Annotated in this window: 12 protein-coding genes and 1 pseudogene; 7 read left to right on the top strand and 6 right to left on the bottom strand. The window is 56.8% G+C overall.

The window, feature by feature from the left end:
- Positions 1–329: 329 nt before the first annotated feature.
- Positions 330–985, bottom strand: a pseudogene (locus Q363_RS20265) (efflux RND transporter permease subunit).
- A 152-nt stretch (positions 986–1,137) separates the two neighbouring features.
- Between Q363_RS20265 and Q363_RS20260 the strand changes: the two are divergent.
- Both Q363_RS20260 and Q363_RS20255 read left to right on the top strand, forming a co-directional pair.
- Positions 1,138–2,799: a tetratricopeptide repeat protein gene (locus Q363_RS20260; RefSeq protein ID WP_035354070.1), complete on the top strand. Its 1,662-nt coding sequence runs from the start codon at positions 1,138–1,140 to the stop codon at positions 2,797–2,799.
- Between the two features lie 496 nt (positions 2,800–3,295).
- Positions 3,296–3,571 carry a hypothetical protein gene (locus Q363_RS20255; protein WP_035354067.1) on the top strand — a complete coding sequence of 92 codons (276 nt, stop codon included), beginning with the start codon at positions 3,296–3,298 and terminating at the stop codon, positions 3,569–3,571.
- Between the two features lie 472 nt (positions 3,572–4,043).
- Here the strand turns inward: Q363_RS20255 and Q363_RS20250 are convergent, their stop codons facing one another.
- Both Q363_RS20250 and Q363_RS20240 read right to left on the bottom strand, forming a co-directional pair.
- The gene (locus tag Q363_RS20250; protein WP_051979063.1) at positions 4,044–7,787 is read right to left on the bottom strand and encodes an alpha-amylase family glycosyl hydrolase; all 3,744 of its coding nucleotides are present in this window, start codon (positions 7,785–7,787) and stop codon (positions 4,044–4,046) included.
- Between the two features lie 1,399 nt (positions 7,788–9,186).
- Entirely contained in the window at positions 9,187–9,399 is a 213-nt protein-coding gene (locus Q363_RS20240; protein WP_035354061.1) for a hypothetical protein, read from the bottom strand.
- A gap of 126 nt (positions 9,400–9,525) precedes the next feature.
- Between Q363_RS20240 and Q363_RS46535 the strand changes: the two genes are divergently transcribed.
- Positions 9,526–9,936: a carboxypeptidase-like regulatory domain-containing protein gene (locus tag Q363_RS46535; protein ID WP_084080587.1), complete on the top strand. Its 411-nt coding sequence runs from the start codon at positions 9,526–9,528 to the stop codon at positions 9,934–9,936.
- Positions 9,937–10,046: 110 nt separating this feature from the next.
- Here Q363_RS46535 and Q363_RS40810 read toward each other — a convergent pair whose 3' ends face one another.
- A complete protein-coding gene (locus Q363_RS40810; protein WP_169747060.1) occupies positions 10,047–10,205 on the bottom strand; it encodes a hypothetical protein in 159 nt (52 codons plus the stop codon).
- Positions 10,206–10,212: 7 nt separating this feature from the next.
- Here Q363_RS40810 and Q363_RS20230 point away from each other — a divergent pair, with 7 nt between their 5' ends.
- Positions 10,213–10,899: a hypothetical protein gene (locus Q363_RS20230; protein ID WP_157467238.1), complete on the top strand. Its 687-nt coding sequence runs from the start codon at positions 10,213–10,215 to the stop codon at positions 10,897–10,899.
- A gap of 84 nt (positions 10,900–10,983) precedes the next feature.
- Positions 10,984–11,412, top strand: a complete 429-nt coding sequence (locus Q363_RS20225; protein WP_051979060.1) for a hypothetical protein — start codon at positions 10,984–10,986, stop codon at positions 11,410–11,412.
- A 49-nt stretch (positions 11,413–11,461) separates the two neighbouring features.
- On the opposite strand, the gene Q363_RS20220 is transcribed toward Q363_RS20225, so the two are convergent.
- Both Q363_RS20220 and Q363_RS47495 read right to left on the bottom strand, forming a co-directional pair.
- Positions 11,462–13,105, bottom strand: a complete 1,644-nt coding sequence (locus Q363_RS20220) for a UvrD-helicase domain-containing protein (RefSeq protein WP_169747059.1) — start codon at positions 13,103–13,105, stop codon at positions 11,462–11,464.
- A 13-nt stretch (positions 13,106–13,118) separates the two neighbouring features.
- Positions 13,119–13,325, bottom strand: a complete 207-nt coding sequence (locus tag Q363_RS47495; protein WP_483782901.1) for a TSCPD domain-containing protein — start codon at positions 13,323–13,325, stop codon at positions 13,119–13,121.
- A 120-nt stretch (positions 13,326–13,445) separates the two neighbouring features.
- Here Q363_RS47495 and Q363_RS20215 point away from each other — a divergent pair, with 120 nt between their 5' ends.
- Positions 13,446–14,012, top strand: coding sequence for a DUF2760 domain-containing protein (locus Q363_RS20215; protein WP_035354050.1), 567 nt, complete (start codon positions 13,446–13,448; stop codon positions 14,010–14,012).
- Positions 14,013–14,063: 51 nt separating this feature from the next.
- The gene (locus tag Q363_RS20210; protein ID WP_035354049.1) at positions 14,064–15,896 is read left to right on the top strand and encodes an Hsp70 family protein; all 1,833 of its coding nucleotides are present in this window, start codon (positions 14,064–14,066) and stop codon (positions 15,894–15,896) included.
- Positions 15,897–15,902: the final 6 nt, after the last annotated feature.

Raw genomic sequence — 15,902 nt, 5'->3', positions numbered from 1 at the left:
CCCCGATTGAAGAAATCTAGAAAGCGTGCTCCGGGGCGGTAAACCGCCCGTGGCGACAATCCGGGGTGCTCAAGGGGTTCCGGGTCCGACTGTTACACGGGCTGATGCGCACCAATCTCATACCGACCTCTATGCCCACGACGCGAAAACACTCTACACCAACTCCCTTGCACGTTTCATCTATCGCGGGTCGGAAACACCGGTGGGGGACTGTTACGAAACTCTATGCGCGGACCCATCTCATCGTCAGTGCAACTACCGAGTTGCTGACCTTCTGAGAACTGGCCCGCGAAATGCGCTTTTATGAGAACTAATCTCACAACCGATCTTCAATTGCCTGATCTTCTTCCCGTCCACTCCTCCATCCATCTGTAGAGGGTTGGAAGAACCAGCAATGTCAGCAAGGTGGAGGTTATCAGGCCGCCGATAACAACAGTCGCTAGGGGACGTTGCACTTCAGCTCCGGCACCTTGAGAGATTGCCATTGGGATGAAGCCGAGACTGGCGACGAGCGCTGTTGTCAGGACAGCGCGCAACCGATGAGAACGGCGACACCAAAGAGTGCGATGAAGCCGACTCCAGCCGAGATACTGAAAGGCATGCCTCGGAGGAGGAGCGCAACGATGCCTCCCGTAGCGGCCAGAGGAATGTTCAGGAAGATCAAGAGCGCAGGCATTACGGCTTGGAAGTTGATATAGAGAAGGACGAAGATCAGCGTGAGAGCAACCGGTACGACGATCATCAACCGTTGACTCGCGCTCTCAAGCTGCTCGAACTGGCCGCCCCACTCCAGTTGATATCCACTTGGAATGTGAACGGCATCGTCGACTTTCTTCTGAGCCTCTGCCACAAAGCCAGCGAGGTCACGCCCCCGAACATTGACTTCGACGCTGATCCTTCGTTGGCTGATCCACGGCGTTTTCCAGTCATAGGGACTACGCCGAAACTTTGAAAAGGTTGTCCCTTTTGAGGTTTGTTTCCGCATTAGAGAGTGAAGGCAGTCGAAAACAGACACTTCAGAAAATGGCGCGACGATCATGGAGAACCAATCGATTCAATTCAGTCCTCCGCTCGGCCGGCCTGGCGAGTGTGCCATTTTCTCTCATTCATCATCACTCGGGAAAGCAGAGGCCAGACATGATAGCCACTAAGCGACGACCCGCTACTGGACGGCGTACTTCCCAAAATCCGGCGCAGCCGTTTGTACTGAACCGCCTAATCAGTGAGATCTTCGCCACCGCCGTCAAACTAGCTATCTACACTCCAATCGCGGCCATTGTCGTCACTATGCTGGTTGCGTTTGTGCAAAGGATATGCTTCCCGCAGTGTTTGGCGGTCGTACAAGAGTTCGAGGTGTCGCCAGAAGTGGCCAAGCGGTTGTCGATGTCCGGCAAGAACGCTTCGAATATCTTTGTGGACACCCTGAACCAGCACGCGGCGCTCGGTTCGCAATTCCATGGGGCCGAATACTATCTCTACGACATAACGGGCACACAATCCATCGCGCTCGAACAGTCCATCAAAGTTCCGGTTCAAAGCTCCTACGGGATCGAGGTGAAGGGGGTTTCAATCGATACCATTATCAAGATCTACAACTGGATCCGCAATCGGGAGTGGACGATCAGCGGAGACATCAACTCAATCGGAGACCTGATTGTGGTGAGACTGAGGATGAATGGACACGACGTCGCAAAATATTGGGAAGTGACTGATCCAGGACAAAGTGACGGAGCTGTCTTGATTCGCGGGGCGACTGAGAAGATGCTTGCCGACGAAAATCCAGAATTACTGGGACGCTCGTTTCTGCAGCAGCGCCAGTATGACCGTGCGGAAGAAATTTTCAGGAATTGGACGATTTATGATCCCCGTAACTGGAAGCCCTCCTATTATCTGAGCCTGGCCTACGATTATCAGGGTCGCGCACCGGAGGCTCTTTGCCTGGCGCGCTGGTCTCGAGATGTCGCAAAGCACCAGAAAGAGATAACCGCAATGATATCCAAGAAGCCAGCCAGTTCAAACACTGCGGTTCCTTCCCAACTAGCGAAGGTCACCGAGGCGGTTTCGCTGATGAACGCAATTCCCAAAGAGCCGACAACGTCAAAAACAGAGGCAATCCGGAGACGGTTGCAGTTGGACAAAGCAAAAGAGCAATTGGAGGATCTGTTGGCGGAGAGTCCGTCAAACTCGAACTATACGATTCAGTTGGCGAGATCCCTAGATCGACTAGCGGATCTGGAACTGAACTCCCTGGAAGATTTGAGTAAAGCGACTGACCTTGAGAAGCGTGCCATTGATCTTCTCGATAAGGCCATTCGAGAGGCGCCGGAAAACGGTGGGCTCTATGAGCAGCGTGCAGTTTTCCTTCAGCGGCTAGTAACTCTTGAAGAGAGGCAAAATATGGATCCCAAAATCGTTACTAAGCTGAGGAACGAAGAGACCGATGGATTTCGGAAGGCCCTTGAGTTCTCGCCATCCAATGTTTCTCCATTGTGGGGAGCCGTCTACGGGCTCCTCGACCGTCATGACAATCAGGATGCGATGGATCTAGCTCAGGCGATTATGCTACTGCAACCGGACTCCACCAGTGCGAAAGTTGCGTACGCTGTTGTCCTCGCTCGAGCCGGGCGGGCTTACGAAGCTACAAAATACTTGCCACTTGTCGTCGCGAAAGCGACCGAAGCTGAATTGCAAGCTCTGTGGAGCAGCTTCCAAGCTGCTGGCGACTCAGGGAGTCTAAGCCAAATCGAAAAAGTTGGAAAAGAGCGTTTTCGCCAGGACTTTACTCCCCCGCCGAGTTAGCTCGTTTGGCAAAAAGCGAAGCCAGCCAGACAACGGGCACCTGAATCTCCTTCTCACATCCGCACCAGCTGGCTCGGTACAACTTCTTGGTCGCCACAGCTGCTTAGTTCCTTTGGGGATTTGGAAAGTTACGGGTGCCCAACCAGCTGTCGCTCTATAGTCAACCATGGGAATGACGCGAAAGCTGCCATGTGACCACGCTAATGCGTCACGGGATGTTGTCAAAGAGATCTACAGGCGGGGGCCGGATGACGGGCAACATGGAAGTAATCCCGTTGTGCCTGGTCGGCTTTGCGGCAAGTTCGGCCCAGTTCGGGCCGTCTGGCCCTGCGAACTTTCCCAAAACCAATGTTTTACTCCCGTTTACCGCTAACTCGTCCACAATCCGCTGAGCCGACCCTTCGTCCAGGAACGCTCAAATGCGATACAGTGCTCAGGTGCTATACTTCTCGGCCTGTTTGCAAGTTAGAATGCCCCAAGTTCAAAGGAGACAAATATGCCTATGGTAATCGTCACAGCGCAGGTTCAAGACCCTGTGAAGTGGGAAGCAGGCTTCCGGACGCATGGCGACCTGTTCCGGACGTATACCCTCCGCGCACCGGTCCATTACACGATCGCAGGGAATGAAGTCGCGGTCTGCATGGAGCCAGAGAACCTGCAGTCGTTTAAGCAAGCCATGGAGTCGCAGGCGACGGTAGAAGCCATGGCCTTTGACGGCGTCAAACGCGAAACCGTGAAGACGTTTGTCCTGGACAAGGAAATGAAGCTGTAGAACGGCGATAATGCACGCCCGCCCCCCGAGGAACTTAAACTTCTTGCCTCGCAAAACGCCTTGGCAGTCTGGTTGGAAGAAGGGCAACTTCCTGTTTACCGACAAGAACGAAGCCGCAGGCGCCGCGGACGCTCGACTGTGCCATACTCGGGGTGTATGGGCTTGCAGAGATCGCTTCATCGGCCTTCGTTGATCTAGCTAAATGGCTGATTACAGGCGTGCTTTGATTCAATCTCCATAGACTCATCGCATCCGCGGCAAGCGCCTGCGCCTTCCTTCTTGCCTCCTAATCGAAAGCGCCTCGGATCAACACCTCGCCTTTCCACTCGCATCATGGCCAGGGCGCTTCCGATGTAGGCTAGCGACCATACACCGGAAGCATCTTGGCAGTCGCAACAGGCTCAAATTGAACGGCTGTACGGCCCTATCGATGGAATCTGCGTTCCTCTGAAATTGTGCAATCCTAGACAGATCAGCATGCCTCGGCTTCGGGTTTGTCACTCTCAAGGAGCGCATCGAGCCTGTAGTCCGCGGACGCGGCTGCCTCCAGGGCCTCGTTGATCGCCTTACTTAACTCCGCGATTGCGCTGCGGTCTGGCACGGCTTCGCCAGCTAACTTGCGCAGGACTGGCAACTGGAGCCACCAAATCAACTCCTCATAGGACTCCTTGACGAAATAGGTATGCCCGTGTGCCTCGTGTACGCCGGTTAGCCAGCGGACATCCGCGTCGTGCCACAGGATAGGTGAGAGAGCCGGGGTAGCCTGCTTCTGCTCCCCTGGCGCTTTGGCCGGAGCAGCACTCGTAGCGGTTGCAGATGCCGCGACGTCGTCAATCGGCACTGTTTCCGCTCTTTCGGGTAGGGCCATGGTGCTGGAAGCCTCGGGCGCGGACACTCCAGCTTCAACCAGCAGGGCAACCTTGATTCGGGCTGTCACGCGCCAGCTTTCCTCCCCCTCTAATCCCAGTGCTGAGAAGGAATGTGCCAAGGGTTCCCGAAGGCGTAATCGATCAAACAGATCGAGTGCCGCGCGCTCCGGCTTCTCTGCGTCGATCGACTCCGCGAGCAGTTCCAGGACACACCAGCTGAGCACCGGACCCCAAATGGCGGTGGCTATCAATTCGGGGCTCAGGCTAGGCAGTAATCGGCGGGCCCCGACCTTCCAAGGCGTAGGAAACAGGCTCTCGAGTGCTGGGATGTCCATCGCAGCACGCACACGCTCGCGAAATTTCTCTGCGAGCAAGGCTGGATTCGTCGGTCTGACCGCGAGAGGTTCCCCTTTGCGAGCGCGATAGGCAACCTGCGATTCGCGCAAGAAATCCTGGCTTCGTGTCCATGCTATCTCAAAGAATTCCTCCTTCTGCAGCTCGATATTCTTCTGCTTCTCCGAGCCTCTGGCTGCTTGCGGATGTTCAGACAGTTCGGCGAGTGTTCGCACCAGCGCCGGGTCCAGTAGCCGGCGGAGGGCGTCGTGTCCAGGCCGCAATGCCAGGTTGATCAGTTCATCTTCCAGATTGGGAATGCCGCGCCCGTTTAGCTCGTCGCACAAGCGGTCCCATGGTTTGTCTGCGGTCGCACGCATCTCGCGCCAATCCAGAAAAACGTGGCATTGGTAGGCGCGCAGCTCGATGCTCAGTCCGTGCTCCGCCGTATTCACGGCGCGCCGCAGATACTCCAGCCCGGTCAGGGAATCGCGATACCTTAGTATGATCGCGGGATCGCCGCTCAGATCCAGACCATCCTTCAACCGTTGCTGGCGCAGTTGTCCCGAATGCTTGTCTGCGTAGGCTGCCGACCAGTCGACGGTCCCTTTTGTCGTGGAATAGCGGTTGTTGTAGAGTACCAGCCCACGCTGGTCTCCCAGCCAGTTCGAGTAAGCGAAGACATTTTCGTCCACCCTGCCGTTGTCGTTGAAGAAATCATAGAGCAAGAAGTTGCTGCTCTCGGCAAAGAGGGCTCGCTGGTGAAGCAAGGGAGCTATTTCGCGCTCATGTCGTTCCACCAGCCAGGGGTTCGGAGTCTCGTCATACCGTGGCCTCCGATACTCCATACCGTACTTCTCGGTGAACCCGTCTACCTGACCGTGACCGAACATCGGCAACCCCGGCAAGGTCGCCATCATCGCAGTAACGCCGAAGCACTTGTCGCCGTCGCCAAACTGATCAATTGTCGTCCGCTCGTCAGGATTGCTCATGAAGTTTACGTAGCGCTTCATAATGTCTGGGTCGAACTCCAGCGTGTTTTTTAGCACCAGCCGATATTGTGCGTTCTCCTCGTCACGCATCATGTTCATGAAGGCGCTGTTATATACACGATGCATTCCCAGCGTTCGGACAAAGTAACCCTCCATCAGCCAGAAGGCCTCGGCGAGCAATAGTGTTCCCGGAACCTCGGCAGCTACTCTGTCTACGACTTCCCGCCAGAACTCATGCGGCATATGTGCGTTGAACTCGGCATTCGACATCCCGTATTCGGCGCGGGAGGGAATCGCTCCGCTGCTACCGGGGCCGGGAAACCACAGCCGGTGAAAGTGGCGCTTTGCTAGGGTCATGGCCGCGTCGAAGCGGATGACCGGGAATAGACGTCCCACATGCAGGATGGTCTGGATCACTTGTTCGCGTACTGCGGGGTTCAGGTAGTCCAGTTGGGCGGTATCGTTCCATGGGAAGCTCGTGCCATCATTGCCGTGATAGATGTACCTTGTCTCCCCCGACGCCCGGTCACGCCGCCGAAACACGACCGCTGCGTCCGTCTGCTCGTAGTAGTGGCTCTCGATCTTGATCTCCACACGCGGGTCCTGCGACAGGTCGGGGCCATCAAAGTTGTAAGCGGGATAGGGAGGATCCTGCCGCGAGATGAACCAGTCCGGATGCTCTACGACCCACGGCGAATCGATACCCATATGGTTCGGCACCATGTCGCTGGCCAACCGGATGCCCCGCGCATAGGCACGACTCCGCAGGTTCACGTAAGCGGGCTCGCCGCCCAGGTCCTCGGCGATGTTGTAATCGAAGAGCGAGTAAGCCGAAGCCACTGCATCCGGGTTTCCACAGAGCTGCTTGATCGTTTTCGACGCCCGGCTGCGCTCCCAGATACCGATCAGCCACAGCGAGTTCATCCCGCGACGTGCCAGCGTATCCAATTCTTCATCCGGGATTTGATCCAGTCGATTAATCGACCTCCGATGTTGCTTGCTGAGCTGTGCGAGCCAGACGTAAGTGCTCTTGGCGATCAACACAGCGCCCGGCATCCAGGCCACGTCCGGGCTGAACTTCTCAGATTCATGGGCCGCTTCGCCAAATTGCGGCACCTCCGACTGGCTCCCCGTCGAAGGCCATTGCTGCTGCCCGCTCTCCCTGCGTCGTTGCGCTGCCGCTGCTGCGGCGGCCTCCGCAGCGGCCCTGGCAGCCGCCTCGGTTGCAGCGTTCGGTGGATTGAATTGCAGCCAGATAGCCAGGTCTTCTTCGTGCAGGATCTCGCCTGCGATCGACAATAAGCGGTCGAGACTCTCCCCGATCAGCCGTCTCCACTGTATCCGGATCAGATCAAGTTGCTCCCTCAGCGAGCCTGGAGCGGCCACCGCGGGTGCTCGCAACACGTCAAACAGGCTCTGCGGCTCGGAGTCCTCCATCGGCACAAGGGGTCGGGTCGCAAAATACGCCGGTAGCCTCTCCACGACGCTCCGATAGGCGGTTTGCTCCGCCAGGCCCCTGTCCTCGAACAACTCTTCGAATGGCCGGAAGGCCTCATTGCGGTTTGCCATCCAAAGCAGCATCATCTCTTCCAGCGCGACCGCCCGGTGCGGTGTACCGTCGGTGGAGCCTGCCAGCCATTCTTTCGGGGTTTGCAGCGCGCGATAGACGCTGCTGCCCGGAAACTGCTCCACAAAGCTCAGCAGCATCCGGTCCAACTCATGCGATCCGATGTGCCCGGAGAACAAGGTGAGGGCATCTGTCATTGCGGCGGGATCAAGCTCTTGCCGATAGCGCTCCAGAAGTACATGACTGGCCTCGTCAATCAAACCCATGGCGTAAAGCGCTCCTGCATGCACCGCACGCTCTGGATGCTTCTGCACATCACGGACCTGATTCATCCGGTGCGCAAACTCACGGCTTGCCGACACATTTGCGAAGACTACGTTGCCCGTAAAGGAAAAGAGATTTCCCGCGAACTGGTAGCGGTCTCGTGCGCCTCTCGAAATGTGAAATTCCATCATCGCAAACTTGTCCCCAATCAAAATCTGGCATTCATCATTGCCCTAGTATTGAAACCCTGGGCTCAACCCCGAGATTCGCACTAAAGCAATACGCAGGATCGTCCAGGTGAGTCAAGCAAGAATGCCATATCACCTCCGCTTTTGTTTTAGCCAGCCGACCAGATCGAACGTGGTTTGGAAGCCTTCCATGCCAGAAGCCTTCCCGCGCGCCATTTAGGCGCCTGAAAACTTTGCGGGCACTACGGGATTACTTCCAGCTAGCGGTAATCGGGAGTAATCCACCGCAAGTGTGGCACACTGGAGAGCTAGCAGCTGAGGGAGCGGCTATGAGTGGAAGGAACTTAACGGCTTTGTCCCGCACGGGTGTGCCTTGAACCTACTGATGGTACAGATCGCGGGTTAGATCGCTGAGTGTTGAGTGCATCAGGGCCAGGGGCTGGCGGAGTGAACACCTTCACTGCTGGTGTACGAGCGCCTAGGGACGCAATGCGCGGAAGCATCGCTGCTCTACAGGTGGGCGGATTCAGCTACGGATTCACGCGAGATGGCAGTACGGTGCATGTCCACGTTGTAAATGATGTGACAATTGATTCGCTGTTCTATCACATACCGTCTGCCTACAATGCGGCCTTCACGGGAGGTCCGTTCTTGCCCATGCCTTCAGTGCCAGACCAAACCTCGTCCGGACACTTTACAACGATTCACCAATCGCTTAGCTATGACGAGACCAACCCATGCCGCTAAGATACCTGTATGTTGCCTTTATATGGGTTTTGAGCATCTCGGTAATTGGCTGCTACCCTGGTGCTCCAGACGCAAGGATTCCGGGAACCTACCATTTTTCGCGCTCAAATTATGTGACAACCTTAGAACTCAGAAAGGACGGTACGTCAGTTCAAAAGCGACAAGATCCAAATGGTTCATCCAAGGTCATGGAGGGAAGATGGCGTATCGGTCCATTAGATGGCCACATCACAATAGACCAAGTAGTTCCCTTCTACCCGGAGCCTGGAATCGATATGTCTAAACCGAGTTTTTATACGCCTGAGGTCACCATATTGTGGGGTCGAGTCTGCTTGCTTGTCGATGGCAACAAGGATTTGGAAATGTGCAAGCAATAACGATCTATGTCAGGTCACGTTCTATCGGCTGAGGCGGCCATGCGACGTAAAAGCGTCACATTTGGCTCAGGTTAACGGCTCCAAAGCCCCGGCCAAACTGGCGCGTCAGATCGTCCGCAAGCTGTTTGACCGAGAGCGAAAAGATAAACCCTACGCACGTCGGCATGATACCTCATCTCCCGGCGATGAACTTGGGTTGAAGTGTTTATGAGACCGGCTCTATATGTTTTTGAGAGGGTCAGCCTCTGCTTCCACTGGTCAGGTAGCCAGGCGTGCAGTTAGCTGATGGTAGTGGAGGGCAGGTTGATGAGCAGCTGCGTGAGATAGAGCTGCGATCGATCTGGTGCCTGCGGCAGGAACTGGTCAGGCTGGCGAGGATCGCCGCAGTTCGTCCGCCGCGCGGATTGCCCACAAAGAGCGAGTTCTTTCGGTTCAGGTTTTGGAAGCGGAAGCTCATAGATCAGCTTGATGTGCACTTCCCGGAAAGTCACATTTCAGGCACTCTGTTGTGCAGCCCGGCTTCTAGACGATGTGGTTACTTCAGGATTGGCGACAACTTCCCAGAACCCGAAAAGAGAGATAGTTGCCAGTCGGAGAAGTGGTAACATCTCGGGGTCATGAAGTCGATGTCCGTCCTCGCGAGCATCATACTGCTCTCAGTTACAGTGGCACAGCAGCCCGAAAGGCCGATTGCCAAAGGGGTGATTTACGGAACCGTCGTCGATCAGGACGGAGAGCCGGCGAAAGGGGTCGGCCTAACGGCTAACCCATTAGGCGTTCCGCTCGGGGCAATTCTGCCACATACAAAAACAGATCAAAACGGAAAATTTCGCTTTGATTCCATTCCCTGGTGGGGCCGATACACAGTATCAGCTGAGGACGAGGACGCAGGATATTCCCTGTTCAGCACGGGCACGGGACTAAACGATCCTAAGAGCACTAAAGAAGTGACGCTTTCTCCAGCGCAGCCAGAAGCTGATTCAATCTTTTCCTCCCTCCGAAGGCCGGCTTCCTCGAGATCCATCTGACGAACCGGAAAACAGGTGAGGTTATCGACGCGGTCTTGGTAACCGTAATGTCGTCCGAAAACCCTAAAAGGCTTATGTCCTCGATAAGCTGTTCTTCGGCGCACGCCATCTTAATACCGCCTGACAGAGACATGCTCCTGCACGTAACCACCATGGACGGTGGCGATCTCGCATGGCGGGACCTTGAGTTCTCCGTGAACCATGCTGGCGAAGCCGGGCAAAGGCAGATCACCCTGCGAGGTTTGCGCCAGCGGCATGATGGCCATCAAGTCGGCGATGCTGCAGGTCACCGGCGCGGGCCGGCGCAACGCTTTGGTCTGCGCCAGCGAGTTTGCCAGCCGCCTCTTTAAATCCAGCCGCTTTGAAGACCAGCTTGCGGTGCGCCAGAAAGGCCTCACGTACGATACCGAATTCCTGCGCTGGATGCTCTCCGACGGCGCCGGAGCGGCCGTGCTCTCTGCCACTCCCGCGCGCACCGGTCTCTCGCTCCGCATCGAGTGGATCGAGCTGCTCTCCTTCGCCAACAAGTTCGAGCCCTGTATGTACGTCGGTCCCGCAAAAAACGGCGCGCCGACTCCCTCCTGGCTGGACTATGCCAACTACCGCCAGGCCGCGGACTCCGGCGCCATCACTCTGCGCCAGGACATCCGCATGCTCAACGAGGTGGTGCGTCACGCTGTTTACGGCCTGTTGCAGACCGCAAAACAGAAGGATCTCGAGCCCGCCACCGTCAACTGGCTGGCCGTCCACTACTCTTCGCGTCTGTTCCGCGATCAATCCCACGACCTCGCCGCGAGGGCCGGCTTCGAAATCCCCTTTGACCGCTGGTTCAGCAATCTGACTTCCACCGGCAACGTCGGCTCTGCGTCCACCTTCCTGCTGCTCATCAAGAGCGCGAATAGAAACTCGGTGGAGAACAACATGCGTCGCAACCAGCCAACAACAAAAGCAAAAGCCCAATGAAGGGAAAAACAAATAACGCACCTTGACTTCAGTGACCTGCTCATAGAAAGTCAGGCATTCACCAGGGGCGAAACGAACATAACGATGAACTGGATATACGATGATGGCGGTAGAAAGGCCGCAGGATTCAAGGGCAGCGCGCGCGATTGCGTGGCGCGGAGCATCGCTATCGCCAGCGGACGGCCGTATTGCGAGATCTACGCAGCACTCGCCAAGGGAGCCGGGAGCGAGCGCAAATCGCGCGGAACCTCTGCCCGGAACGGAATTCATGTCACCCGCAAGTGGTTCAAAGACTATATGCGCTCCATCGGGTTCCGCTGGTTCCCAACCATGCAAATCGGTTCAGGCTGCAAGGTCCATCTGACAGACGGCGAGCTACCAATGGGTCGGCTGGTGGTAGCGGTGAGCAAGCACTACACGGCGGTGATCGACGGTGTAGTGTATGACAACCACGACCCCCACCGGGTCTCCGGGCGCTGCGTCTATGGCCACTGGATTTTTGACGACGAATAGAACCGTGGATGGTCGTACACTACATCCCATGAACGACATCTATGATGTCTTAGCTGAAGAATCGCCGTATAGCCGCCATCTCCGGCGGTTCATTCTTCTGTGGCGAATGGTAAGGTGACACTGCGGCTGGAATCACTTCATGATCAGGCGACAGAGGCGGCTCTTCATCAGGGATAGCAGCTGGTGCTGCTACCTTGCCGAGTACTTTCTCTGTTGTTAACTTCAGGCGAAGTCGCGCAAGAATAGCCGGCGGCAGCTCCACAGCAATGCGGGCTCGGGTCAACGCAACATAGAGCAACCGCATCTCCGCTTCGTAATCAGAGCCTGATGTGCGCTTCTCTCGTGATTGCTCCGGCTTGAGCGAACGCGCAATTGCGGTATCGAAATCTTCATCGAGCAGAACATGATCCCATTCCCTTCCCTTGGCGCGATGCGCGGTCGAGCAGACGACTTGTGCCATGCGCTCTTCTGTCTCACACCTTGAAAGGGCTGCCTGTATCCTTGCTTCCCCGAATTCACGCACTAACCCGACCAACTGACGGAGATCCGCGCCTTCGGGTCGAGTGCTCTGGACCAGCACGTCTTTCCATGACGAAAATCCCAGAAGTTCCTGCGTGATCGCTGGTTTTCCGGCCTTGATGCGGCGTACATCGTCAAGAAGGAGTTCGAGCGTTTTTGTCCCACCCAAGACATAACAGCGTTCATTGCGCTTTAGGCTCCTGAGCACATGTGTGATCACACCCGCGTTCGATCGAGAAAGAATTGCATCCGGTCGGACTCTCGCGAGATGAGAGGTGAGTGAAACATTTCCACGAACCGGCTCGGTTGCGCCAATTCTTCGAATTACCTCCGTGGCTGCCTGAGCGAGCGCCGGGCCAAAGCGAAACGACTGCGAAAGAAGAACTCTATGATCAACCTTGACCTGGTTCATGGCATTGATTGCGCCACGCCAGTCATAGATCTGTTGAAACGGATCTCCAACGTAGACAAGCGGGCAGGCAACGCTGCGCAGCACACCCAGCAGCACGGGATTGAGATCCTGTGCCTCGTCCACCATGATGTAATCAGCGGTTGCAACGGGCTTGCTTAAAGCCCAAAGCTTCAGATAACCGTCGTGACCGAGCGGGAGCACACCCTCACGGGCGCACATGTTGCTCCAGATCGCCTGCACATGCCCGACTGCCTGTTGCGCAAAATCGAGGAACTTGTCCTCGGGAATGAACTCAAGCATGCCATAGCGCGGAATATGCGAGAGAGAAGGTTCTTGGTCGCTGCTACGCAGAAAAGCCCGCGTCCCTTCGAGCAGAGCTGCAGCGTAAGACTGTCTTGGCAATGCAAAACCCGCCCGGAACGTGATCGACTCAGGAAGTCTGAAGGCCTCTAAGAGACTATTCAAAGTCAGCGACCCCGTCAGCTTGTTCTCTGGATACTTGAAGGTCCGGCGAACGCCGCGGAATGCAATCGAATGGCTTGTCACGCATGCTATGTGTGGCGGAAAAGTTTGCTGCGCTTCAAGTGCAATGCTGCGATTGAAGGCTAAGTAGAGACCTTTCTTCTGGGTACTGTTGGCCAGCAAACGGAGAGTTGCCGTTTTTCCAGCACCTGCATAAGCATCGATGCGAAGGTTTCCACCCTGGAGAAAGAGATCCAGTGCTCTTTGCTGCTCGGCTATGGGCTGAAACGGCGGCTGCATCCTGTGGACCATTTTAGTTGTCGGGCCATACCGACACCTGCAGAGCCATTGAGAAGATCATGGCGAAAGTGTCCATCAGGCCCGAAATAGTCGAACCTTCCTTCGACATGCGGATGAAGATTTCACCAGGCTGCCCGTTCGGATACAGACCAACCGTGATGTAACCCTCATGCCCACCGATGCTGAACTTATGCGTCAGAGACGCACGTTCGTCCGGCAGACGGTGGCGCGATGCACGCGGGGGAGCGTTAAGGTCCGGTGGTTTGACCGGCTCGCTCGACGCGACCTCACTAACGTCCTATCATAATTCGTCGGATTTCTCTGATCCTCCGGAGTGGCTATGAACGGATTCTGGCAACGAGTGGTCTTTGCCTTTCGGTGTTTCCTTTCAATCCTGTTCCGCGCTGACATACCCAACGACATCGCACAGAAGCTGGCCAAGCCTGTCGGCCCGGTTTCACCGGAGCCCCCAGCAGCTGCGCCCTCGATGTCTCGTCTAAAGGAAGTTCAACAAACACCCTCGGGAGAGTTCGATCGCGCGGTGCAGATGCTCGCTCTGCTGCAACGCGATGGGCGGCTCATTGATTTCCTGGCGGAGAACATCTCTGGGTATCCCGACGTACAGCTTGGAGCCGCCGTCCGCACAATTCACGACACTTGTCGACAGGTGCTCGACCGGTATGTGAAGCTGGAGCCAATTCTGAACTCCGAAGAGGATCAACCTGTGACGGTACAAGCGGGTTTTGACCCGGCAGCCATCAAATTGATCGGCAACGTGGCGGGAGAGCCGCCGGTTCGCGGTGTGTTACGGCATAAGGGCTGGCGCGTGAAGGAAGTGAACCTGCCCCCGTCGCCGCAGGCCGCCGGCCGGATGGTGGTTGCCCCGGCTGAGGTCGAACTCTCCTAATGGCTGATCCACGTGCGCTCAACAAAAGTTTGGCTTAAAAGGAGATCTTCATTGGCAGCCAAATACATCGTGGGCATCGATCTAGGAACCACAAATTCGGCCTTGGCGCGCTGCGCCGAAGAGGACGGCCGCATCGAGGTCCGCAGTATTGCGCAGTTGGTGAATCCGAACGAACTGGCGGAACGCACGTTGCTGCCGTCGTTTATCTACATCCCGGGCGAATTCGATTTTCCCAAGGGCGGCATAGCCTTGCCATGGGAACCCGAGCCGAAGCTGGTGATCGGCGAACTAGCGCGCAAACGCGGAGCTGAGAGTCCAAATCGCCTGGTAGTCTCTGCCAAATCCTGGCTCTCTTACGCCGGAGTGGACCGTACTGCGCCTATCTTGCCTTGGCAGGCGCCCGAGGAGGTGCCCAAGCTATCGCCGGTCGAATCGTCATCGCAGTTCCTGCGGCACCTGCGCACCGTGTGGGACAACGGCGAGGAGGAGCAACGGGAACTTGCTCTTGCGGAGCAGGACGTGCTGCTCACTGTGCCCGCTTCGTTCGACGAAGAAGCACGCGAGTTGACCAGGCGCGCCGCCGAACAGGCCGGTTATCCGCACGTGACGTTGTTGGAAGAGCCCCAAGCAGCCTTTTACGCTTGGATTGAAAGCCAGGGTGATACCTGGCGGCACCGAATCAAGGTCGGCGACCTGGTTCTCGTGTGCGACGTCGGTGGCGGCACAACGGATTTCAGCCTCATCATGGTATCCGAAGAGAACGGCGAACTGACGCTTAAACGCGTCGCTGTCGGCGACCACATCCTGTTGGGCGGCGACAACATGGACCTAGCTCTGGCTCGTGTTTTGCAGCAGCGCCTTGAAGCCTCGGGCAACCGCATCGATACCTGGCAGTTGCACGGCCTATGGCATCAGTGCCGCATGGCGAAGGAAAAACTGTTCGATTCGCCCAAGACGCAGAATCACCCCATCACGTTGCTGGGCAAGGGGACAAAGCTCGTCGGTGGAACCATCAAGACGGAACTGGCGCGCGAAGATCTTGACCAGGTCCTGGTAGAAGGATTCTTCCCCGAAGTCGCGAGCAGTGAATTGCCTGCGCGGCAACGCCGTGTCGGCTTTCAGGAGTTGGGCCTGCCGTACGCGGCCGATCCCGCCATCACCAAGCACCTCGCGCGGTTTCTGTCGGAGCAGCTTCGCAATAGCCCCGAGGCGTCGGTGATGCGGCGTGGCCGCAGCGGACTGGCGTGTCCCACTCACATCCTGTTCAACGGCGGAGTGATGAAAGCGGCGGTGCTGCGCGAGCGAGTGGTCGAGGTGCTGAACAGCTGGTTACGAGAAGAAGGATTCGACGCGCTCGGGGCGGAGCAAATCCTGGAAGCTCCCGACCTAGAGCACGCGGTTGCGCGCGGCGCCGCCTATTACGGGAAGGCGCGTCGTGGTCGCGGCGTGCGCATACGCAGTGGCGCGTCGCGCACGTACTATATCGGAATTGAAAGCTCAATGCCTGCTGTTCCCGGCATGGAGGCTCCGCTCAAGGCGCTCTGTGTCGTTCCCTTTGGCATGGAGGAGGGCACCGAGGCCACGATTCCCGGCAGAGAGTTTGGCCTCGTAGTCGGCGAACCAGCGGAATTTCGTTTCCTGAATTCCAGCGTCCGTAAGCAGGACCAGGTCGGCAGTCTGCTGGAAGATTGGGGCACCGATATCGAGGAACTGAGCCCACTGGAGGTCACGCTTAAAATGGATGGCCAGCAGGGAAAGGTTGTACCGGTGCGGCTCGAAACTCGCGTCACCGAACTCGGCACCCTCGAGGTTTGGTGCGTATCCCGCGACGGGACGCACCGCTGGAAGCTTGAGCTGAACATTCGCGAAAAGACTGCGAGGTGAGGTCGT

The organism is Edaphobacter aggregans DSM 19364, assembly GCF_000745965.1.
In the GTDB taxonomy this organism is placed as follows: domain Bacteria; phylum Acidobacteriota; class Terriglobia; order Terriglobales; family Acidobacteriaceae; genus Edaphobacter; species Edaphobacter aggregans.
This window is presented reverse-complemented; position numbering and strand designations above follow the sequence as displayed.

What these genes read in the sequence shown, in the direction of transcription:
- Q363_RS20215 (WP_035354050.1), top strand. Translation starts at nt 13,446, where the DNA reads ATGAACGGATTCTGGCAACGAGTGGTCTTTGCCTTTCGGTGTTTCCTT.
- Q363_RS20255 (WP_035354067.1), top strand. Translation starts at nt 3,296, where the DNA reads ATGCCTATGGTAATCGTCACAGCGCAGGTTCAAGACCCTGTGAAGTGG.
- Q363_RS46535 (WP_084080587.1), top strand. Translation starts at nt 9,526, where the DNA reads ATGAAGTCGATGTCCGTCCTCGCGAGCATCATACTGCTCTCAGTTACA.
- Q363_RS20260 (WP_035354070.1), top strand. Translation starts at nt 1,138, where the DNA reads ATGATAGCCACTAAGCGACGACCCGCTACTGGACGGCGTACTTCCCAA.
- Q363_RS20225 (WP_051979060.1), top strand. Translation starts at nt 10,984, where the DNA reads ATGAACTGGATATACGATGATGGCGGTAGAAAGGCCGCAGGATTCAAG.
- Q363_RS20230 (WP_157467238.1), top strand. Translation starts at nt 10,213, where the DNA reads ATGCTGCAGGTCACCGGCGCGGGCCGGCGCAACGCTTTGGTCTGCGCC.
- Q363_RS20220 (WP_169747059.1), bottom strand. Translation starts at nt 13,105, where the DNA reads ATGCAGCCGCCGTTTCAGCCCATAGCCGAGCAGCAAAGAGCACTGGAT.
- Q363_RS20250 (WP_051979063.1), bottom strand. Translation starts at nt 7,787, where the DNA reads ATGATGGAATTTCACATTTCGAGAGGCGCACGAGACCGCTACCAGTTC.